This window comes from Plantibacter sp. CFBP 8804 (assembly GCF_014841225.1).
In the GTDB taxonomy this organism is placed as follows: domain Bacteria; phylum Actinomycetota; class Actinomycetes; order Actinomycetales; family Microbacteriaceae; genus Plantibacter; species Plantibacter auratus.
The window spans coordinates 84,414-106,872 of the sequence record NZ_JACYTU010000010.1 but is presented as its reverse complement, the minus strand read 5'-3'; the positions used below and the strand labels follow the sequence as shown (position 1 = coordinate 106,872).

The 22,459-nt window shown below is 64.4% G+C and carries 15 protein-coding genes, 1 other RNA gene and 1 pseudogene; 11 read left to right on the top strand and 6 right to left on the bottom strand.

What is annotated here, in order from left to right; genetic code table 11:
* Window positions 1-104 precede the first annotated feature (104 nt).
* From IFU11_RS15555 to IFU11_RS20830, 7 genes are all read left to right on the top strand, one after another.
* Window positions 105-1,616: a sugar transferase gene (locus IFU11_RS15555; RefSeq protein ID WP_192019526.1), complete on the top strand. Its 1,512-nt coding sequence runs from the start codon at window positions 105-107 to the stop codon at window positions 1,614-1,616.
* A 65-nt stretch (window positions 1,617-1,681) separates the two neighbouring features.
* A complete protein-coding gene (locus IFU11_RS15550; RefSeq protein WP_244631837.1) occupies window positions 1,682-2,794 on the top strand; it encodes a glycosyltransferase in 1,113 nt (370 codons plus the stop codon).
* 32 nt (window positions 2,795-2,826) lie between these two features.
* Complete coding sequence (locus IFU11_RS20835; RefSeq protein ID WP_192019524.1) at window positions 2,827-3,864, top strand: polysaccharide pyruvyl transferase family protein; 1,038 nt, start codon at window positions 2,827-2,829, stop codon at window positions 3,862-3,864.
* A gap of 49 nt (window positions 3,865-3,913) precedes the next feature.
* Window positions 3,914-5,386 carry a lipopolysaccharide biosynthesis protein gene (locus tag IFU11_RS15540; RefSeq protein ID WP_192019523.1) on the top strand — a complete coding sequence of 491 codons (1,473 nt, stop codon included), beginning with the start codon at window positions 3,914-3,916 and terminating at the stop codon, window positions 5,384-5,386.
* Window positions 5,370-6,326, top strand: coding sequence for a glycosyltransferase family 2 protein (locus IFU11_RS15535; protein ID WP_207185358.1), 957 nt, complete (start codon window positions 5,370-5,372; stop codon window positions 6,324-6,326). The genes IFU11_RS15540 and IFU11_RS15535 overlap by 17 nt, the downstream gene beginning before the upstream one ends.
* Window positions 6,327-6,328: 2 nt before the next feature.
* Entirely contained in the window at window positions 6,329-7,648 is a 1,320-nt protein-coding gene (locus IFU11_RS15530) for a hypothetical protein (protein WP_192019521.1), read from the top strand.
* 12 nt (window positions 7,649-7,660) lie between these two features.
* Complete coding sequence (locus IFU11_RS20830) at window positions 7,661-8,530, top strand: glycosyltransferase (RefSeq protein WP_192019520.1); 870 nt, start codon at window positions 7,661-7,663, stop codon at window positions 8,528-8,530.
* A gap of 55 nt (window positions 8,531-8,585) precedes the next feature.
* Here IFU11_RS20830 and IFU11_RS15520 read toward each other — a convergent pair whose 3' ends face one another.
* Window positions 8,586-9,638 (bottom strand): acyltransferase family protein, encoded by a 1,053-nt coding sequence (locus IFU11_RS15520; RefSeq protein ID WP_192019519.1) that lies wholly within the window; start codon window positions 9,636-9,638, stop codon window positions 8,586-8,588.
* Between the two features lie 270 nt (window positions 9,639-9,908).
* Between IFU11_RS15520 and IFU11_RS15515 the strand changes: the two genes are divergently transcribed.
* A complete protein-coding gene (locus tag IFU11_RS15515; protein WP_371742799.1) occupies window positions 9,909-11,669 on the top strand; it encodes an alkaline phosphatase family protein in 1,761 nt (586 codons plus the stop codon).
* A gap of 306 nt (window positions 11,670-11,975) precedes the next feature.
* Here the strand turns inward: IFU11_RS15515 and IFU11_RS15510 are convergent, their stop codons facing one another.
* Entirely contained in the window at window positions 11,976-12,329 is a 354-nt protein-coding gene (locus IFU11_RS15510) for a hypothetical protein (RefSeq protein WP_192019518.1), read from the bottom strand.
* Between the two features lie 152 nt (window positions 12,330-12,481).
* Here IFU11_RS15510 and IFU11_RS15505 point away from each other — a divergent pair, with 152 nt between their 5' ends.
* Window positions 12,482-14,080 carry an HNH endonuclease signature motif containing protein gene (locus IFU11_RS15505; protein WP_192019517.1) on the top strand — a complete coding sequence of 533 codons (1,599 nt, stop codon included), beginning with the start codon at window positions 12,482-12,484 and terminating at the stop codon, window positions 14,078-14,080.
* A 579-nt stretch (window positions 14,081-14,659) separates the two neighbouring features.
* Here IFU11_RS15505 and IFU11_RS15500 read toward each other — a convergent pair.
* From IFU11_RS15500 to pta, 3 genes are all read right to left on the bottom strand, one after another.
* The gene (locus tag IFU11_RS15500; protein ID WP_192019516.1) at window positions 14,660-15,772 is read right to left on the bottom strand and encodes a hypothetical protein; all 1,113 of its coding nucleotides are present in this window, start codon (window positions 15,770-15,772) and stop codon (window positions 14,660-14,662) included.
* A 505-nt stretch (window positions 15,773-16,277) separates the two neighbouring features.
* Window positions 16,278-17,501 (bottom strand): acetate/propionate family kinase, encoded by a 1,224-nt coding sequence (locus tag IFU11_RS15495; protein ID WP_192019515.1) that lies wholly within the window; start codon window positions 17,499-17,501, stop codon window positions 16,278-16,280.
* Between the two features lie 12 nt (window positions 17,502-17,513).
* A complete protein-coding gene (gene pta / locus IFU11_RS15490) occupies window positions 17,514-19,682 on the bottom strand; it encodes a phosphate acetyltransferase (RefSeq protein WP_191941688.1) in 2,169 nt (722 codons plus the stop codon).
* A 218-nt stretch (window positions 19,683-19,900) separates the two neighbouring features.
* Here pta and IFU11_RS15485 point away from each other — a divergent pair, with 218 nt between their 5' ends.
* Window positions 19,901-21,253, top strand: coding sequence for an LPXTG cell wall anchor domain-containing protein (locus IFU11_RS15485; protein WP_192019514.1), 1,353 nt, complete (start codon window positions 19,901-19,903; stop codon window positions 21,251-21,253).
* A gap of 197 nt (window positions 21,254-21,450) precedes the next feature.
* Here the strand turns inward: IFU11_RS15485 and ffs are convergent.
* Window positions 21,451-21,547, bottom strand: an RNA gene (gene ffs / locus IFU11_RS15480) — signal recognition particle sRNA small type.
* A gap of 154 nt (window positions 21,548-21,701) precedes the next feature.
* Here ffs and IFU11_RS15475 point away from each other — a divergent pair.
* Window positions 21,702-22,304 (top strand): annotated as a pseudogene (locus IFU11_RS15475) (SDR family oxidoreductase); the annotation flags it as partial.
* Between the last annotated feature and the right edge of the window lie 155 nt (window positions 22,305-22,459).

Below are 22,459 nucleotides of genomic sequence, written 5' to 3'. Positions count from 1 at the left end.
CATCTCGACCGCTAGTCTCAACAACACCGATACAGCCGCGTATCGAAACAGCGATTCCGCCCAACGCCATCAGTACTAACTACGTGTTCCACCACGGAGACCGCATGCTGTCGCAGCCTTCCGTGCCGCTGTCAACGACGCCTGCGAGCACTGCCCCCGCCCCAGCTCCCGTCGCCGTGCGCGATTGGCGTCGGGTGTACGCGAACCGTTTGGCCTTGACCGATGCGCTCGTCCTCATCTGGGTGGTGTTCGGCACGCAGCTCGTCTGGTTCGATTTCGACCAGGAGACGACCGATGTCGGCCTCTCCAACAGGATGTACGTCGCCGTCAACTACACGGTCATCTCGCTCGTCCTCATCGGCGCGTGGATGCTGACCCTCCGCGTGTTCGGCACCCGAGAGGCTCGAATCGTCGGCAACGGCAACGCCGAGTACAAGCTCATCGCCGACGCGAGCATCCGACTGTTCGGGCTCGTCGCGATCGTCGCGTTCCTCTTCAAACTCGACCTCGCCCGCGGGTATTTCCTCCTCGCGTTCCCGCTCGGCATCCTCGTGCTCCTCCTGTCGCGCTGGATGTGGCGGCAGTGGCTGTCGGTCCAGCGAGCCCGGGGCAAGTACTCTTCGCTGGTGCTCCTCGTCGGGTCAGCCGACTCCGCGGAGCACATCGCCGCCGAGCTGGGTCGCTCGACAGATTCGGGGTACCGCGTCGTCGGCGCCTGCGTTCCGACGGGCAAGGTCGGCGGCACACTCGGATCGACGACGATCCCGGTGTCCGGCACCGTCGACACGGTCCTGCAGGCGCTCGAAGCGACTGGGGCGGACACCGTCATCATCACGAGTTCCGACGAGCTCACGCCGGTGCGGGTCCGGCAGCTCAGCTGGAGTCTCGAGCCCGGTCGTCAGCACCTCATCGTCGCGCCGAGCCTCACCGACATCGGTGGTCCCCGCATCCACACCCGACCGGTGGCCGGCCTGCCGCTCATTCACGTGGAGACCCCGCGCTACGAGGGCCGGAAGCGGTTCTCAAAGCGCTTCTTCGACATCCTCGGTTCTGGCGCCATTCTCCTCGTCGCGTCACCGATCCTTCTTGTCGTCGCCCTGCTCGTGAAGCTGACCAGCCCCGGACCGGTCTTGTACCGCCAGGAGCGGGTCGGGCTCAACGGCGAGCCGTTCAACATGCTGAAGTTCCGCTCCATGCGGGTCAATGCGGACGACGAACTCGCCGCGCTGCTCGCCCAGCAGGGGACGCACGACCGCCCACTCTTCAAGGTGCAGAACGACCCGCGCCTCACCCGCGTCGGCGCCACCCTGCGGAAGTTCTCACTCGACGAGTTCCCCCAGCTCATCAACGTCTTCCGCGGCGATATGAGCCTCGTCGGGCCACGCCCGCAGCGCGAAGGCGAAGTCGCCCTGTACGACTCGGCCGCCAAGCGTCGCCTCATCGTGCAGCCCGGGATGACGGGCCTCTGGCAGGTGAGCGGCCGGTCCGCGCTCAGCTGGGAGGACGCCATCCGCCTGGACTTGTATTACGTCGAGAACTGGTCGCTCATGGGCGACGTCGTCATCCTGTGGCGCACGATCCGTGCGGTCGTCGCTCCTGGGAAGGAAGCCCACTGATGGCGGGGCTCATCATCCACGAGTGGATCGAGCGGCACGGTGGTTCGGAGAACGTCGTCGATGAGATGGCCGCGGCATTCCCGGATGCCGACATCCACTGCCTCTGGAACAACGCCCCGGACCGATATCCCGGTAGGAGCGTGACCGAGTCCTGGTTGGCTCGAACACCGCTCCGCAAGAGCAAGGCGGCCGCGCTGCCGTTCATGCCTGCGACGTGGGCCGCGACGAGGGTGTCCAAGGCGGACTTTGTGCTCATCAGCTCACACGCCTTCGCCCACCACGCTGGAGGACGCCAGACACCCGACGGCCCGGAGCGTTTCGTCTACGTACACACGCCGGCCCGCTATCTGTGGGCACCCGAACTCGACGTCCGTGGCGGCAACGTCATCGCACGCGCCGTGGCGCCGTCTCTACGTCGGATCGACCGCAAGCGCGCGCACGACGGCGCAACGTTCGCAGCGAATAGCGCCTACATCCGTCAGCGGATGGAGCGCGCCTGGGGTGTCGAAGCGACGGTGATCCATCCCCCAGTCCGCGTCGAGCACCTGCAGAGTGTCGCGTCGTGGGCGGACCAGCTTGATAGCGCCGACGAATACGTCTTCTCAACGTTGCCGAAGGAGTTCATCCTCGGGGCCTCCCGGTTCGTCGACTACAAGCGACTCGACGTCGCCATCCGTGCAGGTGAGCTCGCGGGACTCCCCGTCGTGCTGGCCGGCGCCGGACCGCAGTACGCAGAACTGCAGGCGATCGCCGATCGTGCGTCGGTGCCCGTCATGTTCATAACCCGGCCGAGTGACGAACTGCTGTTCGCTTTGTACCAGGCGGCCTCCCTCCTCGTGTTCGCAGCGGTCGAGGACTTCGGCATCATGCCCGTCGAGGCGATGGCGCTCGGCACTCCGGTACTGGTCGTCGCCGAAGGTGGGGCATCGGAGAGCGTGCTCGCGTTGGACGGGGGTACTGTCATCGATTCGCTCGAGGATGCCAGCCTTCACCCAGGGATTCACTTCGCGCTTGGCAAGGACATGAGGACCGCGGTGAAAGCGGCAGCGTCAACGTTCGGTTCTAACGCGTTCCAGACGCGCGCGAAGGCATGGGTAGAGAGAAGTGAGCCCCAGCCGAGCGTAGGACGATTCATCGGCAACGAGCGTGATTCACGAGGAGAAGTGCAACTAGATTGACTACGCCAGACCGCATACCGCGTCCGACAAGAATGTTTGTCTCAGCCACCGGTCAAGATGACAACATTGGTGATTCTGTACTCCGACGCGCTCACCTGGATTTTCTCCGCTCGTTTGGCTCACTTCACGTGCTCGTCGGCGCGAACAGCCAGGACTACATTTCCGGACTCGGCTTATCCGCCGAGGATGTTCAGTACTCGTCGCCTGCGGGATGGCGGCGGTCGGCGGCCATGTCAATGCTGCGTCGCCGGACCGCGCTGGCGTTCAACTGCGGAGAGATTCGCCTCGACTCAGCCTACTTAAAAACCTACCTCGGCCACCTTCCACTGGTACTTCTCTCTCGCTTACACGGTGGATACAGTCTGCATCTCGGGTACGGCGTACGTCAGTCTGCCTACCGGTGGCGCAGAACTATCGGGATGATGCTCCGGCTCACCCGCTTGAGCAGTTGGAGAGACTCATCAAGCGCGAGACTAATGCGTGTGGGCTCGGTAACGCCAGACTGGGCATTTTCGACCGGCCAGTCTGCGCAACAACTCGACAAAGGCCGTCTCAACTCACGGAATTATCTGTCGCTATCGATGCGCGGCGATCGCGATTTTCCTCCGCCGAATTGGTTTGACTCTGTGCTCGCGCTAGCACAAGTCCTCGATCTAGAAATTGTGGTCGTTCCCCAGGTGAGGCGCGATAATCGTCATAACCGAGAACTAAGCGAACGTCTTGGAGCTAGGTTCGTACCCTGGGAAATGGAAAATCACACCGTACGGGAAACAACCGTGCGTGCCCTATATGCGAGCAGCTCCGTCGTAGTCAGTGATCGCCTGCATGCGCTCATAATTGGTGCGACTGAAGGCGCGGCTCCAGTGGGACTCACCGTGGGCAGTCCAGAAAAGTTGCACCGCACGCTCGCGGTCGTGGGGCTTCAAGACTTGTGCTTCGCGGCAGACAGCATGGACACGGCGCAGTTGGATCGTGCCGTGACACTCGTTCGCTCCACGCCGCAGTACAGCGCCGTGGCAAGCGCCCGCGCGCAACTTTCCACATGCGCGGATGAGGTCGGTCGGCTGTGAACAGCTTCATCATGCATTCTCACAACGCGCGCGCCTCAGGAATGCTGATATGGCAAACTTGACTTCTCACGCCGCACGCGGCGGTGCCATAACCATTGCATCCCAGCTAGCACGCTTAGCTCTCACGCTTCTGTCAACCGCGGTGCTGGCTCGGCTGTTGGAGCCAGGTGCCTTCGGGCTTATCGCAATGGTTCTGACGGTCGTCGGATTCGGCGAGCTCATTCGCGACTTCGGCTTCTCCCACGCAGCACTCCGCAAAAAGAACCTCACAGCCGCTCAACAGTCAAATCTCTTTTGGCTGAACACCGCGATTGGAGCCGTTTGCTCCGCGCTGGTCCTGGCTGCCTCGCCTCTCATCGCGGGCTTCTTTCGCCAGCCAGAGCTCCTGCCGATCACAGCAGCAACAAGCTCGATTTTTCTCCTAAACGGGCTGGCTACGCAGTTCCGCGTACGACTGAATCGCCAACTACGTTTCTCCGCCTTGGCAATCTGCGACCTTGTTCCGATCGCCACCGCACTGTGCGTGGCAGCAACCGGCGCTCTCGTCGGATTCGGTGTCTGGGCGCTGGTGGCACAGCAACTAGTCATCGCAGCCGGTGGTCTAGTTCTGGCCGCCGTCCTAGCCCGGTGGATCCCCGGACCTCCCTCTCGCAGGACCGACATGGATGATCTCCTGCGTAGCGGGTGGCATCTGACCGTGACCCAGCTACTCGCGTACTGGCCGAAGAACGTCGACAGCATCGCCATTGGACGCGTTTGGGGGTCCACCGGGCTTGGACTCTACGATCGGGCCTATCAACTCATGATCGTCCCCTTGAATCAGATCGGTGCACCACTCACACGGGTAGCCCTTCCACTACTTGCACAGGTCAAGGATGACACGGCTCGATTCACTGCGGCTCTCCGTAAGGCCCATTTGATCGGGGCTTACCTCAGCTCACTGATCTATATTATGGCCATTGCACTCGGGCCGAGTGTCGTCGCGCTGCTCCTCGGGCCCGCTTGGCCCTCTGCGGCGATTCTTTTGCAGATACTTGCAGTCGGTGGCCTGTTCCGTTCGCTGGTGCAGGTCACCTATTGGATGTATGTCAGCCTCGGGCACACACGGGCACAGCTACGGTTTTACCTCGTTTCCCAACCACTGCTCGTCGCCGGTATTCTCGCAGGACTACCGTGGGGTCCAATCGGCGTTGCGGTTGCTCACTCGGTTTCGTTTACCGTCTACTGGGCAATTGCGCTGCTCTGGGCCGGACACGTATCGAAAATCTCGACCCGTGGGTTCTTCCAAGACGCGGTTCGGGCCATTCTTTTGGTCAGTGCACCCGCTGGAGTACTCGCTGCGTTGGTTGCTTCCTTGCTTCCAGGCGCGATCCTGCAGCTCGTAGTCGGAATGATCGCTGCAGGTTGCTGGGTCACAATCGTTGGAATCTTCGTTCCCCGTGTACGACGCGATTTCGCGACCCTTATTTCGTTCGCGAAGAGTGCCGTTAGGCGAAAGGCCGCACATGATGAATCCGACTGACAAAAGAGTGCGCGAGGGAGACCGCCCTCTCGGCGTGCTGATCGTGAACTATTTCTCGAACGGCAGTGTGGGTACTCTCGTGCGCGGACTAGCCGCGCAAGCAGGCGCGCAGGGTCTTGCTCTTGCGATTGTCGACAACTCCTGCAATTCAGCAGAGTTTGCACAGCTACAGACACTCCGCTCAATCGATTCTTTCGCGTCGATACGGATTGACGCCGCACCCCACAACATGGGTTACGCCGGCGGCAACAACCGTGCGAGGAACCTACTTGGCAACGATCTCTCAGGCATCCTAATTTTGAACCCTGATGTAATCGTTTCCGTAGGCGACGTCTACTGTGCGTGTTTGGCGGCCCTACGAACAGGCCACCGTGTCTGGGCAGCAGAGACAGCGACGGACGCGGGAGCGCTATTGACCGGGACGGCCCGCCTCGACCTTGTCACTGGTCGCTCCCATCAGTTGCGTAACGGGGATCCGATCTCAGATTCGACACGCTCGCTCTACTACGCTGGAGGTCACTTTTTCTTGACTTCCGTCAGTCTGTGGGACGCCGGCGCGGGCTTGTCCGAGGACTTCTTTCTCTATGGAGAGGAAGCGGACTTCTTCCTCCGACATGGAATCGAAGGTGATGAGATCGGAATGGTTGCCGGCTTGAGAATTGAGCACGCTAGCGGACTGACGACGGGCTCACAATCGGGACGGCGGTCCAAGACCACTCTTCACCATGCGACCCGCAGCAGCATTGTGCTGTTTCGGAAGCACGATCGTCTGAGAAAATTCTTACTAACCGTAATCGTCTCGCGGCTCATGTGGGCACTGAAAATGGCCTGGAGCGCAGGTTTGCACGCAGGATTCGATGTGCTAGCGGGATTGGCTTCCGGCCTAAAATGGAAGAAGTCGGACTTCATCCAAACAGCCGACGCCGTAGAGGTTGACTAGTTATGGAAGTTTTCGCGGTTCTCATACTCGCCTGCGCAGGTGTCACCCTGCTTCTGCGTTCGCCTGTGGGTTTCATGCTGGCCGTGACGCTCCAGCTGTCCTTGCGGGCGATTGGTCTATTCCGTCTGTCAACGGAGGATCTCGCACGACCGTCCACTGCCTGGTTCTTTGCGCTATCGATAGTCGCCATGGCGCTCGGCTACTTTTCTGCTGTTGCAATCTCTTCCTCTAGTCAGCGTCGACGACCAATAGTCACAGCGCAAAAGAAGGTGCGAGTGCTTCCGAACGGCGCGGTGTGGGGCATCGTACTGGTGAGCGGTGGCCTCAGTCTCTACCATTTGGTAGCTATCGGCATACCGCTGTTTTCCTCTTCGATCGAAACGTCACGATTCGACTTCACCTCGTCGGGCTTCTTCGGCATACCTGGGCGCATGTACCTGTTTGGCGTCAATATCGCGTGGATCGTCGCATCAGCGAATGCCCACCTTCTTGGCCATAAGTGGCGCAGTTACGGCCCGTGGAGATGGGCGACTGGATTTCTCGTCCTAACGTCGCTGCTGAGTGGGTTCAAGGGTGAACTACTGGTACTAGTTGTGACTATTGTCGCACTGTACTGCATAATCACTGGCTCCGTTCTCAAGCTCGGTACTGTTGCAAAGCGCTACTGGTGGGCAGCCGCTGCACCAATTGCCTACTTTGTGTCCGTGGCAGGTCTGTACTCAACCTATGCAGCATCAAGCTCATCTATAGTCGTCCAGCTAATCGAGCGAACGACGATCGTATCTGCGGAGCCGACCCAGTACGCCATGGAGGGCAGGGTCTCAATGACAGGCAACGCGCTCCTTAATGACTTCTTCTACTTTATTGCCAAATATACTGGCCAGACCCCTCCCGGCGCATTCACGTTCGAACGGGCCGTTTCGGCTTCCATTCTTAATGTGCCGCCAGCCTCATCTGCGTGGGCTCCCCCTGTGACCATCGGCGGATTCGCTGAATTGTCGTTCACCTTCGGAATACCGGGAGCGCTACTAGGAATGTATCTGTGCGGCATGTTGTTCGCACGCCTAGAGCGTATTGAACGAGTGTCGACGGTCGGAATAAGTCTTAGCGCTGTGGTCGCCCTCGCTCTTTATAGCTGGATTCTGAAAGGCGGCCTCGCTTATAACTTCGTCAATTTCGCCGCCGTGGTCGTGATGTTGGCTCTTGTCGGATTGGCATGCGCACCATTTGGAAACCGTTCGAAGGTCACTCCTGACCAGCGCCACTATCCGCATCAACCTCACCGCACGGCTTCCACTAACACACAGAAGTCTATCGATTAAGGATATCCTTCAATGGTCTCAGTTTCAGTAGTCATCCCTTCCGTCGGAAAAGATCAGTTGCAAAGCGCGATCGAGTCTGCCCTATTGCAGACCTTTAGCGTTCTCGAGGTGATCGTGTGCCTAGACACCGACAGAGACGTCCAACTAGGAGATGACCCACGTGTCTGGGGTCTCCGCGTGGGCCCCGGCGCAGGGGGCAACACGGCCCGGCAGGCCGGCATTGAAGCTGCGTCCGGTGATCTCATTGCCCTACTCGACGACGACGATACCTGGCAACCGGACAAACTCTCACGCCAGCTCGCACTAGTGGAGCGGGAAGTGCAGCCTGAGGACTCTTGGCTAGCTACCTCTCAACTGACCGCCGCGTTCTCGAACGGCAGTGAAGAAATTTGGCCAACGAGGCTAATCGCAGGGCGAGAGAGCCTCCCCCACTACATTTTTAGAAAGCACCGCCCGATAGGGGGCGTTGGCTTCATTCAGGCATCAACCCTATTGTTTCCTCGCAGTCTCGCCCTGAGGGTGCCGTTCAATACGTCGCTACGCTTCCATCAGGATATTGATTGGTTAGTTCGCCTCGACAGCGAAGTGCCCGATCTCCGCGTCTTGCAGGTCCCGTCCCCCCTCACCCGATACGCCATTGCATCCGGGAGCGTGTCAAGTCGCATCTCTGCGGAGATGTCACTGACATGGGCCTTGACCAATATTGTCGACGATCCACGGAGTCTTGGTGACTTCATTTTAACGAGCTGTACCAGCTACGCGGCACGCACTAAGAATACAAGAGGTGTCATTGACATGATTCGCGCAGCTTTCAGACACGGTAAGCCTGGTGTCTCGGCCACCATTTTTGGTCTCGCGAACATCCCGCGAAGTTTTCGTTAGATCGCGATTCCGCAGCTTCCGTCCACCTTCAAATGCCGCGCAGGTTGAAGCGGTGTCACACGCGACTAGTGGCCGGTGACTTTGGATCAGTCGGTTTGTCGTCAGGGCCGCGATAGCTTTTGCTGATACGCCGCCCGAGGCCAATGAAGGGTAATTCAACATACCGATGCACAGCAAGCCCCACGACTAGAACCAATACAAAGTTCAGGCCCACCGCCAACCAGCCCGAGATTGCGGGCAAGATTTGAATCAAGTCAGCAATAATGGGATGGAATATGTATACTGCATAGCTGATCGCGCCCAACTTGATTACGACTGAAGAAAATTGTCGGTTTCTGATCGCGTACATCGCGAAAAATAGAGCGAAGCCGGCGAATGTCGAAATTGTATATGTAAACGGCGGCCACTCGCCATCAACGGAGAGCACTGATCCAACCGGGATGACTACGGCGGCGGCAATAAGATAGGGGACCAGGAGCGATGTCGTACCTTGATCACGCCGATAGACGCTGTTCCCGACCGCCGCAACGAATAGAAGAAGAGCGAATGTTACTGGCATATCTCGGTTCAACAGTCGCGCTGCTAAGCAGAGAATTAGATAAAGCGCCAACCAACACCATCCCGAGAGAGCTATCAAACGCAGTCTGTTCATGATTTGAGCCCCAACAGCTTGCCCATAGAAGAGCAGCTCGATGGAGAGCGTCCATGCCGGCGGCAATATTGATGCGAGCCCAAGAAGGCCTTGTATCATAAATATGTTTGCCATTACTGTCATAAGATTTTCGTCTGCGAACACGCCGGCGTTGATATTGATTAGACAGTATATAGCCAGAGCGATCCAATAGACTGGATATAGCCGAAAGAAGCGGCGAGTGAGAAACACCTTGAGCGACTGTGATTGCAGGCTCATCGGAATCACGTACCCGCTCACCAGGAAGAAGGCGACAACTCCCACACGGCCAAGGTCGAGGTACTGATTCGATATTTCTGCATAGCCCGGAATGTCCGCGGCGAGGACATGCTGAACAACAACAACGGCCGCCGCGATTCCCCTCACAGCCTCGAGAAACTCAATCTTTCGCGCGGTATGTGTTCCAGCAAAACTCACGGTACTCCCATCACAGCACCACAGAAGTCAGCGGCTTGCGGCCTATTTTATTCGAATTTTCGAAACAATGATGTCCCCCTTTCTGTGACGATCATGTTTCGACGGGGTATCTCGGCTGCGGCTAGGTCACCGAAGCCCGCAGGGACCGCTACATCCGGAGCTCTCCGGTGGGCTATCGGCCGCGGTGAAGCTCTGATGGTCATCGTCGTATCCTGAGTCAACAACTCATGGCCCCATACGGGTCCACCGCGATGCAGATAGGAGGCAAGAGTGACAACACACGACGAGGGATCCGGCCAGATGCCCGACGGTTACTCCACGTCTCCTTCTCACCCCACCTCCCGCCGCGACTTCTTCCGCGCCGCAGGCTTCGGCGTCGCGGGGCTGGCAGCGGGAGGAGCGGTCGCCGGCGGGATCGCAGCCGCCACCGCGTCCAACCCGCAGGAGGACTACGGCTTCACGCCGCTCCCCAAGCGCAGCGAACCGGGGTTCGACCACGTCGTCGTCGTGATGTTCGAGAACCGCTCGTTCGACCACATGCTCGGATGGCTGTACCCCGCCGGAGGCGAACCGGCCGGCCAGACCTTCGACGGCCTCGCCCAGGGCGACTACAGCAACCCCGGCGAGTCCGGCGAAGCCGTCCCAGCCCACGTCTACACGGGCCCCACCGACCAGATCATGGCCCAACCCGACCCGGACCCCGGCGAGTTCTACCCACACGTCAACACGCAGCTCTTCGGCACCATCGACCCCGAGAGCAACGGCGACCTCCGCAACCCGCTGCAGCCGCCGTGGAACCTCCCAGCCGACACCTCCTCCCCCAAGAACGACGGCTTCGTCAAGGACTACATCGTCAACTCCACGCTCGCCCGCGGCCGCAAGCCGACGCCCGAGGAGTACTCCACCGTCATGGGCGGCTTCTCCCCAGAGATGCTGCCGGTGCTGTCCACGCTCGCCAAGAACTTCGGCGTCTACGACCACTGGTACGCAGCGGTCCCCTCCCAGACCTTCTGCAACCGCTCCTTCTTCCACGCGAGCACCTCCCACGGCTACGTCACCAACATCGAGGGCGACGGCATCGGCAAGTGGTTGAGCGCACCGGCCGTCCCCACCGTGTTCAACCGCCTCGAGGAGGCCGGCAAGACCTGGCGCGTCTACTACGACGCCCAACAGGTCGTCTCCCTCACCGGCCTCCTGAGCGCGCCGTCGATCGAGCAGTACTGGAAGACCAACTTCCGCAGCATGGAGCAGTTCCACGAGGACGCGGCGAACGGCAACCTGCCCGACTACGCGTTCGTCGAACCACGCATGGTGTTCGACCACAACGACATGCACCCGCCGGTCGTCCGTCCCGACAACCCGGGCCGCGACGACGTCGACCCGGAGCTCGACTCCGCCTACTCCGACATGCGCGCCGGCGAGCAACTCCTCGGCGAGGTCTACACGGCGATCAAGCACGGGGCGTCGACCACCGGCTCGAACGCGATGAACACGGTCATGCTCGTCACCTTCGACGAACACGGCGGCATCTACGACCACGTCGCACCACCCAAGGCGACCCCGCCGTCAGGTGAGCCGGAGGCGGGCGAGATGGGCTTCACCTTCGACCGTCTCGGGCTGCGAGTGCCGACCATCGTCATCTCCGCGTACACGAAGGCCGGCAGCGTCATCAACGAGGAGATGCACCACGGCTCACTCATGAAGACCCTCGCCGAACTGCACGGACTCGACCCGCTGACCGAACGCGACCGCACCGCCACGAGCATCTTCAACGCCGTGAACCTCACCTCACCGCGGCAACCGGTGCTGTGGCCGACGGTGACGCCCGCCTACGTGCCGCCCAACCCCGAGGCGAACGCCCGTGCCGACAAGGACAAGGACCGCAAGCGACCACTCACGCCTCCGGCCCTCGGACTCATCGGGATCCTCCTCGCGAAGTACGAACCCGGAGCGCCCCTGCCGGACAACTACGCCGACGCGTACGAGGTGCTGACGAAGCACGGAGCAGGACTGTTCGGCACGCGGGACTGAGCGGGCGGTGGTGCCCTTCGACAAGCTCAGGGACCGAACCGGATCGCGACGGGCGCGAACGCTCCGGTTCTCTCCGCACCGCTCCCGGCCCCTGCGCACCCCGCCTTGTCCTTGAGCATCCTCCCGGTCTGAACACCCCACCCGATCCCTGAGCACCTCTCCCGGTCGCCGAGCGCCCCTCGCGGTCCCCGAGCACCCCTCCCGATTCCTGGGCACCCCACCCGGTCCTTGAGCACCTTTCCCGGTCCCTGAGCCTGTCGAAGGGCGGCGACCCCCATCGAGGTGCGAGCCCGTCGACCGGCGACCTCAGAACTCGACGTCCGCCACCAGCGGGAACTCGGTGATCGGCTCATCGCCGAACGGGGCGAGTTCCAGGTACGTCGGCCGGTCGTCCTCGATGAAGAGGAGCAGGAACGCGTTCGCGGTACTCGCCTCGAGGACCGTCTGACGCGTCGGGGCCGGCCGGCCGCCGCTGTCGCCAATCAGGTCGATCGAGGGACAGGTACCGCACCCGCACGTCCCGTGCACCATGACGCCCGGGAGTTGTCCCGCCCACCGTTCTCGATCGGAGGCGGCGATGGCCCGGTCGGCACCCGGCTCCGTACCGCGGGCGATCAGGGCGACTATGAGGTCGCGCTCGCGGTCGGACAGGGGGCGCATATGGCGAGTGTACGCGGGCCACACGAGAAGTCCCTCGCCGCTCACAGAGCCCGGCGAGGCATCCGCGCGCAACAGACGTTGGCTAAATATCCCAGATCAGCGGCGGAATCGGTCGGCGTTCGAATGTCAGTGGCTCATGTTTGGATGGTCCCATGTCCAGCGGCCCACGCGTTCCCCTCGGTCCGGTCTCCGCCGACCCCTTGGGCACGCTCGGCGAGACGGTGTCCGAGCTCCTGCGCACCTGGTCGGGTGCGCTCGACCCGATCCGGCCGGGCGACGACGCCATCGAGCAGCTCGCCGGCATGAACGACGCGGGCGTGGTCCGCGTCCTCGACCAGCTGGGTGCCGTACAGCACGTGGTCGAGGTCCTGGCAGCACGTGTAATGGGCTCGGTGTCCGAGCGCTCCCGCGGCGGCATCGTCGGCCACGACCCGTTGGCCCGCAGCCACGGGTATGCGACGCCGGCCGTCATGCTCTCGGAGCGGTGGCGCATCCCTCGCGGACGCGCCGCCACCATCACCTCGGTCGCCCAGGCGATCACCCCCAAGCGCGCCCTCACCGGCGACGTCATCGAATGCGACCGCCCCGAGATCGCCGCGGCCATCGAACCCCGGCCCGCCGCCGACGCCCCCTGCCTGCCGCTGTCCGAAGGCGACAACTCGACCTGCACCGTCGACCACGACGAGGCGGCCGCCCCATCCGGCTTCGTCCGATCCGCACTCAGCGTCGAGGGCGCGGGCATCCTGCTGCGCGAGCTGCGACTGGTGGGCTCCGGTGTCGACGACGAACGCGTCCACCGCGCCGTCAGCGCCGGCATCGAGCACTGCGACGGTGCACCGCTCGCCGAGGTCAGCAGCCTCGCCAAGCTCGTCCGCACCAGCCTCGACCAAGACGGCCCCGTGCCGCGCGAGATCGCGCTCCGGAAGCAGCAGCGCTGCACCCTCCGCGAACTCCCCGACGGTATGACCGAGCTCCGCGCCTTCCTCGCGCCCGAGGCGGCGGGATGGGTCCGCGCGACGATGGACGCCGTCGTCGGCAAACAGCTGCGGCAGGTCCGGTTCGTCGATCCCTCCGATGAAACGGCCGCGGCGGCAGCAACCAACAGTGAGCTGCCCTCAGCCGATCCCCTCGACGACGCCTACGTTCCGGCCGCAGAGATGCCAGACACCCGCACGATGGACGAACGCCGGGTCGAGGCCCTCGTCGGGGTCTTCCGTCACGCCGCGGGTTGCGAGTCGGCCGTCATGGAACTGGCGCCCGTCTCCCTCATCATCCGCATGGACGAACCCGATCTGGCCGACGACGGCCAATGGTCCGACGGCAAGGCCTACATCGACGGCGTCTCCGAACCGATCTCCGCCGGCACCGCACGGTGCATGGCGGCCGATGGCCGGATCATCCCGATGGTGCTCGGCGGGCCGTCGCAGGTGCTCGACCTCGGAGTTGGCACACGGTTGTTCACCAAGGGGCAGAAGATGGCCCTCGCCGAGCGTGATGGCGGCTGCGCCTGGACGGGCTGTACCCATCCACCGTCGTATACCGAGGCCCATCACCTCATCTGGTGGTCACGGGGCGGGCCGACCGACCTGTCCAACGGCATCCTGCTGTGCAGCTTCCATCACCATCGCATCCACAACGACGGATGGGAGGTCATCGTGCGCGACCACGTGCCCTGGTTCATCCCGCCCGCGCACATCGATCCGCATCGCATTCCACGACGCGGCGGCAAGCCGAGGCTGCGCGCTGCGTGACGTGCTCAGCACGACCGGACGATTATCTTGACGTCAACCCAATCCACGCGGCCGGACGCTCCGAAGCACTGTTTCCGGTCATTTTCGTTACCCGAACGCGCAAATGGCCGGCGCGCATGGCCTGGGCCAAGCGGTCCCGGCACGTGCGACCGGGCGGAGTGCAGCAATGGAGCTGCCGCTCCGCCTTCCTCTCCCGCTGGGCTCGAACCAAGAACTCTCCCGTAAGCCCTTCGACAAGCTCAGGGACCGGCGGGGCGGTATCGGTCACTGAGCCTGTCGAAGTGCACACGAGAAACCTTGCCCTTCGACAAGCTCAGGGACCGGCGGGGCGGTATCGGTCACTGAGCCTGTCGAAGTGCACACGAGAAACCTTGCCCTTCGACAAGCTCAGAGACCGGGGGAAGCGTTCCGGAACGGAGACCGGTCATTGAGCTTGTCGAAATGCACCACGGACGACCTTCCCGATCGGACCAGTCACCCGGAAGACTCTTCGACAAGCTCAGGCGTGTCAGGGCACCCGGCGGCAGCACGAAGCCCCGCCCTCGACCGGAGTCGAGGACGGGGCTTCGCAGGGTGAGACTAGGCCGTGACCTGCGCGCCCTTGCGGCGAGCAGCTGCAAACAGCATGCCGGCAGCACCGAGGAGCAGCAGCGCGGCAGCGCCACCGACGAGGACACCCGAGTCCGAGCCGGTGTCAGCAAGCGTCGGGACGACCGGGGCGCCAGCGGCGACCGGGTCGGCGATGACGGCGATCGCGTCCTCGGCGAAGACACCCGCGCTGTCAGTCACGCGGAAGGTGTACGTACCGACCTGGATGCCCTCGCCCACGAAGGTGAGGTTCTCAGCGGCAAAGCCACCGTCTGCGCCGGCGATGACCGTGTCGCCACCGTCAGCGGAGCCGAAGACCTCGCCGTTGGGGTCGATGACGGCGATCGTCAGGGTGTCACCCGGGGTGAAGCCCGTGACGGTCACCTTGAAGCCTGCACCACCGGGACGGACGTCGGAGAAGTAGATCGTGTCGGGGTCGACGACCACCAGGGGGTCGAAGACCGGAGCGACGACCGGAGCGGCGAAGTTGTAGTTGTCGCCGTTGAAGGAGATCGTCTGGACGACGTCGTCGCCACCTGCGATGACGAGCACACCGAAGGCGAGCAGGTCGAAGCTGCCGAGCGCGGTGCTCAGGTCAGCGATGGACGTCGGCGTGTTCGCTGCGATGCCCGCAATGTCATCGCTGCTCGCGACCCAGTTGCCGGTGAGACCCGCTGCGCCCGGGTTCTCGGGACGAAGCGTGGTGAAGGTGTTGGTGTCGCCGGTCTCGGCGTAGACCGGGATCTGGAAGTATGCCAGGTTGTTCGTCGACACGACTCCAGCCGTGGCCGCGATCGTCGCGAAGGTGGCGGTCGTCCCGTTGACGGCCAGCGGAGCTGCGAGGCCGTTGATGATCTGTGACGGACCGGTCATGTCGAGCCCGGCCTCGGTGACGACTGCGTCAGCGCCGGGAGGAGTGGTCGAGCCGGGAAGGCCGTAGCCCTCGTGCCAGCCGGTGTACACCGTCTCGTTGGCAGCGACCTGGTCATCGGTGACCTGGATCTCAGCTGCGGACGCGGGTCCGGCGAGGAGGAGGGTGGATCCGGCGACAACTGCGAGGCCGGTGGTGAGAGCCGCAGCGCGGCGTGACGTCTTCAAATTCACTGAGGTGAGTACTTTCGTCTAGGGGTCCGACAGGCGCGACGTACCTGTTGGTTTTCTGAGACTAAGTGGATTCTCAGGGAAAGTTAATAGGGGGAACCACTCATTCTTTTGTCCTCAGGAGGGGGGACATGAGAACGAGAGTTCCTCGACCGCCCTTCGACAAGCTCAGGGACCGGGAGAGGGACTCGCGGAACAGGAGCGGGCGACGAACACCGGTCACTGAGCCTGTCGAAATGCACACGAGAGACCCTCCCTTCGACAAGCTCAGGGACCGGCGAGGGTGGCTCAGGGACCGGCGGAAGGCCCCAGGGAACAGCTTCGGTCACTGAGCCTGTCGAAGTGCGCGCGCGGAAGTCCGCCGATCGAACAGGTCGCCCGTGGGCCCTTCGACAAGCTCAGGGACCAGCGGGGTCGCTCAGGGACCAGCGGGGTCGCTCAGGGACCGGAAGGGGCGCACAGGGACCGGAGGCGGGACTCAGCGACGAGACGAGTCGAAGCGCCGGGACTACGCCAGGGCGGCGACCGTCTGGCGGGCGATCTCGAGTTCCTCGTTCGTGGGGACGACGAGGACGGTCACCGGGGAGTCGTCCGTCGAGATCACCCGGATGCCACGCGCACGCTCAGCGTTGCGGTCCTCGTCGAGGATGATGCCGAGGCCCTCGAGGCCCTGCACCGCACCCGCGCGGATCAACGGCGCGTTCTCACCGACACCGGCGGTGAACACGACCACGTCGAGCCCACCGAGGACCGCGAGGTACGCCCCGAGGTAGTGCCGCAAGCGGTGGACGGTCACGTCGAGCGCGAGCTGCGCCGCTTCGTCGCCCTTCGATGCCGACTCGGTGACGTCGCGCATGTCTCCGGAACCCGACAGCCCCAGCAGACCACTGCGGCGGTTGAGCAACGTGTCGAGCTCGTCGAACCCGAGCCCCGCCTTGCGATGCAGGTGGAACAGCACCGCGGGGTCGAGGTCGCCGGAGCGCGTGCCCATGACGAGTCCTTCGAGGGGCGTCATGCCCATCGAGGTGTCGACCGAGCGCCCGCCGTCGATCGCGCACGCCGACGCACCGTTGCCGAGGTGGAAGACGATCTGCTTCAGCTCACCGAGCGGACGGTCGAGGAACGCAGCAGCCGCCTCCGACACGAACTTGTGCGAGGTGCCGTGGAAGCCGTACCGACGCACGCGGTGCTTCGCGGCGAGCTCAGCGTCGATCGCGTACGTGTACGCCGCGGCCGGGATGGTCTGGTGGAACGCCGTGTCGAACACCGCCACGTGCGGGACGTCGGGGAACGCGACCTGCGCCGCGTTGATGCCCTGCAGGTTCGCCGGGTTGTGCAGCGGCGCGAGCTCGGAGATGTCCTCGATGTTGATCTTCACGAGGTCCGTGACCACGGTCGGCTCGAAGAAGCGCTTCCCGCCGTGCACCACCCGGTGGCCGACCGCGATCGGCGCATGCTCGTCGAGTGACGGCCCGTGCTCGGCGAACGCGTCGAGCATGACCCGGAACCCGGCCGTGTGATCGGGGATCTCGCGCTCGATGACCCAACGCTCCTCGATGGGCGGCGTCGTCGCGCCGGCCGCATCCGGGAGGTAGGACCGGTGCTCGGCGGCACCCGTCGCGTCGCCGATGCGCTCGACGAGTCCGCTGGCGAGCGTCCGCTCCGTCTCGACATCGATGAGCTGGTACTTGAACGACGAGGAACCGGAGTTCACCACGAGGACGGTGGGCATGTGTGTCTGGACCTATTCCTGTTCCTGCGCCTGGATGGCGGTGATCGCGACGGTGTTGACGATGTCCTGCACGAGCGCGCCGCGCGACAGGTCGTTGATCGGCTTGTTGAGGCCCTGCAGCACCGGACCGATCGCGACGGCGCCAGCCGAACGCTGCACCGCCTTGTACGTGTTGTTGCCGGTGTTGAGGTCGGGGAAGATGAAGACCGTCGCGCGGCCGGCGACCTGCGAGTCGGGCATCTTCGTCGCGGCCACCGCGGCATCGGCAGCGGCGTCGTACTGGATCGGCCCCTCGACGAGGAGGTCCGGCCGACGCTCACGCACCTGCCGGGTCGCTGAGCGGACCTTCTCGACGTCGGCGCCGGCACCCGAGTCACCGGTGGAGTACGACAGCATCGCGATGCGCTGCTCGATCCCGAACTGATCCGCCGTCTCGGCCGAGGAGATCGCGATGTCGGCGAGCTGGGCGTCGGTCGGGTCGGGGTTCACCGCGCAGTCACCGTAGACGAGCACGCGGTCGGCGAGCGCCATGAGGAACACGCTCGACACCACGGAGACGCCGGGCTTCGTCTTGATGATCTCGAACGACGGCCGGATGGTGTGAGCCGTCGTGTGGGCGGCGCCCGAGACCATGCCGTCGGCGAGCCCGAGGTGCACCATCATCGTGCCGAAGTAGGAGACGTCGGTGACGGCGTCGCTCGCCATGTCGATGGTGACGCCCTTGTGGGCCCGCAACCGGGCGTACTCCTCGGCGAACTTCAGGCGCAGGACCGCGTCGAAGGGGCTGACGATGGTCGCCTTGCTGAGGTCGATGCCCAGCTCAATGGCGCGTGACCGCACCTCGATCTCCTCACCGAGGATGGTGAGGTCGGCGACCTCACGCGCGAGCAGGGTGCCGGCCGCGCGGAGGATGCGGTCGTCGTCTCCCTCGGGAAGGACGATGTGCTTGCGGTTCGATCGCGCACGCTCCAGCAGCCCGTATTCGAACATGAGTGGCGTCACGACGTCGGCGCGCGCCACGTTGAGCAGCTCGAGCAGGAGCGGTGCGTCGACGTTCTGCTCGAACAACGCGAGCGCGGTGTCGTACTTGCGCTGCGAGTCGGCGGCGAGACGGCCACGGGTGTTCATGACGCGGACCGCGGTGTCGTAGGTGCCGAGGTCGGTGCTGACGATCGGCGGGATCTCCCCGAGACCGGAGATGAGCTCCTCGACGACCTCGGGCAGCGGGAACCCACCGTTGAGCACGATGCCCGCGATCGACGGGAACGTGCCGGAGGCGTTGGCCATGAGCGCGGCGAGCAGGACCTCCGTGCGGTCGGCCGGGATGACGATGACGGATCCCTCGGTGATGCGCGGGAGCACGTTCACCATGGACATGCCCGCCACCACGACGCCGAGCGCCTCGCGGGTGAGCAGCTCCTCGCTGCCCTTCACGAGAGTGCCGTCGACGGCCTCGAGGATGCTGTCCATCGTCGGCGCGATGAGGAAGGTGTCTTCGGGGATGGCCCAGACGGGGACCATCGCGGCACCGGCGGCGTGGCCGGCCGGGGCGACGACGGAACCGTTCGCGGAGCCGTTCGGGTGGATGGCGTCGCTGATCGCGGCGGTGATCTCGAGGAGCTTGTCGGGATCGGCGCGGTTCGCGACCACGGCGAGCAACTGGGCGTGCGCGTCGGCGAGCTCACCGAGGGCGAGTTCGGCGATGTTGCGCATGTCGTCGGGTGTGCGGGCGACGGACTGGCCGAGCTGCTCCCCCGCACCCTGACCGGCGCGACCGCCGAGCACGAGGAGGACGGGCGCGCCGAGGTTGGTGGCGATCCGGGCATTGTAGCCGAGCTCCGTCGGGCTACCGACGTCGGTGTAGTCGGAGCCGAGGATCACGACCGCGTCGCACTGCGCCTCGATGTGCTTGTACCGCTGGACGATGCGCGAGAGCGCCGCCTCGGGATCGGTGTGCACGTCGTCGTAGCTGACGCCGATGCAGTCTTCGTAGGCGAGGTCGACGCCGTCGTGCTCGAGCAGCAGCTGGAGCACGTAGTCGGGTTTCGTGGTGGACCGTGCGATGGGGCGGAACACCCCGATCCGCTCGATCTGATGGCTCAGGGTGTCGAGGACCCCGAGGGCCACCGTCGACTTCCCGGAGTGTCCTTCGGCAGAGATGATGTAAATGCTTCGCGCCACGGTTTCCAGCCTACGGGGGCGGGCTCTGCGGGGGCTGGGTAAGCGCACAATGTCGTGGTCGCAGGAGATGATCGGTCGGCCTGCGCGAAGGTCTCCAGACCATAGGGAAAACCCCAATGCCAGCTCACAGGAAACTGCTAGGTTCAGAAACAACAGCTGTCACATCCGTCCTGCTGCGGCCTCAGTGCCGCGGCAGGACTTTCTCTGGGGGAAACACCTTGCCACGCACCTCGTCCTGGCGGAAAGCGCTTTCGCTGCCCGTCGTCATCTCACTCGCCCTCGGCGGCGCGCTGCTCACCGCCGCGCCCGCGTCCGCTGCGACCGAGCCGGTCCCGTCGGTCTCCGAGACCGCCGCGCCGACCGAATCGCCCGCACCCGCCGAGTCGACCGCGCCGACCGAATCCCCCGCTCCCGAGGAGTCGCCGGCACCCGCGGACGAGGTACCCTCCGAGGACGCGGCCGCCCGCGCGGCAGCTCCGAAATTCGACATGTTGACGCCCACAGCGGGTGAGGTCCTGACGAGCCAGACTGTCACGTTCTCTGGCGTGGGAGAGTCCGGCACGGTCGTCGACATCGCCGCAGACCAGGGCGACGGGTTCTTGACGGTGTACGCCGACGACGTCCCGGTCGTCGATGAGGCCTGGACCACGACCATCACGATCCCCATGGTCGATTCCGTCACGATCGTCGCGATGTCCACCCAACAGGTCGACGGCTCCAACGAGTCGATCGAGCGACAGGTCGTCTTCCCGAGCCAAGCCGAGGTGTGGAACTTCGAGATCCTGTCGCCGACCGCCGGCCAGGTATTCACCGATCGCACCGTCACCTTCTCGGGAACCGGGCGGGACGGGCTGAACGTCTACCTCAACATCTCCGAGGGCGGACGACTCGAGACGACCGTGGTCGACGGGACCTGGAGCATCACCGCGACCTACGGCGATGGGACGCGCGCTCTCGTGAGCCAGCCCATCGTCGCGACGGATGGTCGTCGGGTCGCTTTCGACAGCGTCCCCTTCACCCTTCCGGCGCCCCCGCTGCTGCCGTCACCGGTGATCGAGACGCCGACGCAGGGCCAGGCCCTCACGGGTGATGTCGTGACGTTCTCGGGAACCGCGACACCGGGTACCTACCTCGGTATCGCCCTCCTGCCGACCGCGTTCTACAACGCGCTCAAGGAGGAACTCGAAGACGTGGCGAACGGTGCCGACGCGAACGCCCGTGTGGCCCTGCCCGAGGGCCAGGACGCCGCTCCGGCCGACCCACGCGCCCCGATCCTCGTCGACGACAACGGCCACTGGTCGGTCACGGTGGCCGTGGCACCCGGTGACTACACCGCTGTCGCGACGCTGATCGCCGACCCGAGCGAAGCCGTCCCGGTGCCCACCTCGGCACCGTCGGCTCCGGTGCAGTTCACGCTCGCCGCCGCAGCGGCACCCGCAGCGTCCGGTCACGGCCCGACCCTCGCGGTGACCGGTGCCGACACCGCGGCGCCGCTCGGACTCGCTGCGATGCTGCTCCTCGGCGGCCTCGCGCTGGTCGCCGTCCGGAAGCGTCGCGCCCAGCTCAGCTGACCTGACGTGCTCGCAAGCCCCGGAGTCCTGCCACCGCAGGACTTCGGGGCTTCGTCGTCGGCGGGCGACGGGAGAACGGCGCTGGAGCAGGAGATCGGCGCGGGAGCAGGAGAAAGCAGCGCCGGATGTCCTGGTGCCGGGCGGATGTCCTGCTGCGGCGCCAGCGGCCAGGGTGCGGGAGCAGGGCACCGCGGGCACGAAAAGACTCCCCGCGCACCCGCCAGAGCCCGGTTACCCTTGCTGCGTTTCCGCCCTGGGGGAGTTGGCCTGGATGGCGCCACGCGGGGAGCCGTCACCTAGTGTACCCGAGCCGCGACCGGGTTGCGTACGCCCCGGTTGAGGCGTTGACTGGCGGATCTGGGACCACTGGCCCCAGACCACCGATCGACCGCCGTCCCCACGAACGGGCGGCGCACCGACCGGGACCGCATCGAACGAGAGGACTCACATGACCGACGTCGTCATCGCCGGAGGACACGGACAGATCGCCCTGCACCTGCAGCGACTGCTCGCCGAAGCAGGACACTCCCCCGCCGGCATCATCCGCAACCCCGAGCAGGTGGGCGAGCTCCAGGGCATCGGCTCCCGCGCCATCGTCCTCGACCTCGAGCACTCCTCGGCAGCCGAACTCGCCGACGAACTCGCCGGAGCCGACGTCGTCGTGTTCGCGGCGGGAGCCGGCCCGAACAGCGGCGCCGACCGCAAGCTCACCCTCGACCGCGACGGCGCCATCCTCCTCGCCGAGGCCGCCGAGCTCGCCAAGGTCCCGCGCTACCTCATGGTGTCCGCGATGAGCACCGACGACTTCGACCCGGAGTCGGACGACGTGTTCCAGGTCTACCTGCGGGCGAAGTCCGAGGCCGACGCCGACCTCCGCGGGCGCGACCTCGACTGGACGATCGTCCGTCCGGGCGGCCTGACGGACGACGCCCCGACCGGCACCATCACCGCCGCGACGACCACCGACCGCGGCTCGATCCCGCGCGCCGACGTCGCCGCCGTGCTGTTCGCGCTCATCGAGTCGGGCGCAGCGTCCCGCACGCAGTTCGAGNGCACCTCGACAGGCTCGGTGAACGGATCCCCGTTCCCGGGCCTGTCGTCGTCTCCGTCAGACCCGGTCCCTGAGCCGGTACCCGGTCACTGAGCCTGTCGAAGTGCACACGGGACACCCCGCCCTTCGACAAGCTCAGGGACCGTGGAGGGCTT

Bases quoted from the DNA above. Each gene is read 5' to 3' on its own strand.
- IFU11_RS15555 (WP_192019526.1), top strand. From the start codon at position 105: ATGCTGTCGCAGCCTTCCGTGCCGCTGTCAACGACGCCTGCGAGCACT.
- IFU11_RS15550 (WP_244631837.1), top strand. From the start codon at position 1,682: ATGGCCGCGGCATTCCCGGATGCCGACATCCACTGCCTCTGGAACAAC.
- IFU11_RS20835 (WP_192019524.1), top strand. From the start codon at position 2,827: ATGTTTGTCTCAGCCACCGGTCAAGATGACAACATTGGTGATTCTGTA.
- IFU11_RS15540 (WP_192019523.1), top strand. From the start codon at position 3,914: ATGGCAAACTTGACTTCTCACGCCGCACGCGGCGGTGCCATAACCATT.
- IFU11_RS15535 (WP_207185358.1), top strand. From the start codon at position 5,370: ATGATGAATCCGACTGACAAAAGAGTGCGCGAGGGAGACCGCCCTCTC.
- IFU11_RS15530 (WP_192019521.1), top strand. From the start codon at position 6,329: ATGGAAGTTTTCGCGGTTCTCATACTCGCCTGCGCAGGTGTCACCCTG.
- IFU11_RS20830 (WP_192019520.1), top strand. From the start codon at position 7,661: ATGGTCTCAGTTTCAGTAGTCATCCCTTCCGTCGGAAAAGATCAGTTG.
- IFU11_RS15510 (WP_192019518.1), bottom strand. From the start codon at position 12,329: ATGCGCCCCCTGTCCGACCGCGAGCGCGACCTCATAGTCGCCCTGATC.
- IFU11_RS15505 (WP_192019517.1), top strand. From the start codon at position 12,482: ATGTCCAGCGGCCCACGCGTTCCCCTCGGTCCGGTCTCCGCCGACCCC.
- IFU11_RS15495 (WP_192019515.1), bottom strand. From the start codon at position 17,501: ATGCCCACCGTCCTCGTGGTGAACTCCGGTTCCTCGTCGTTCAAGTAC.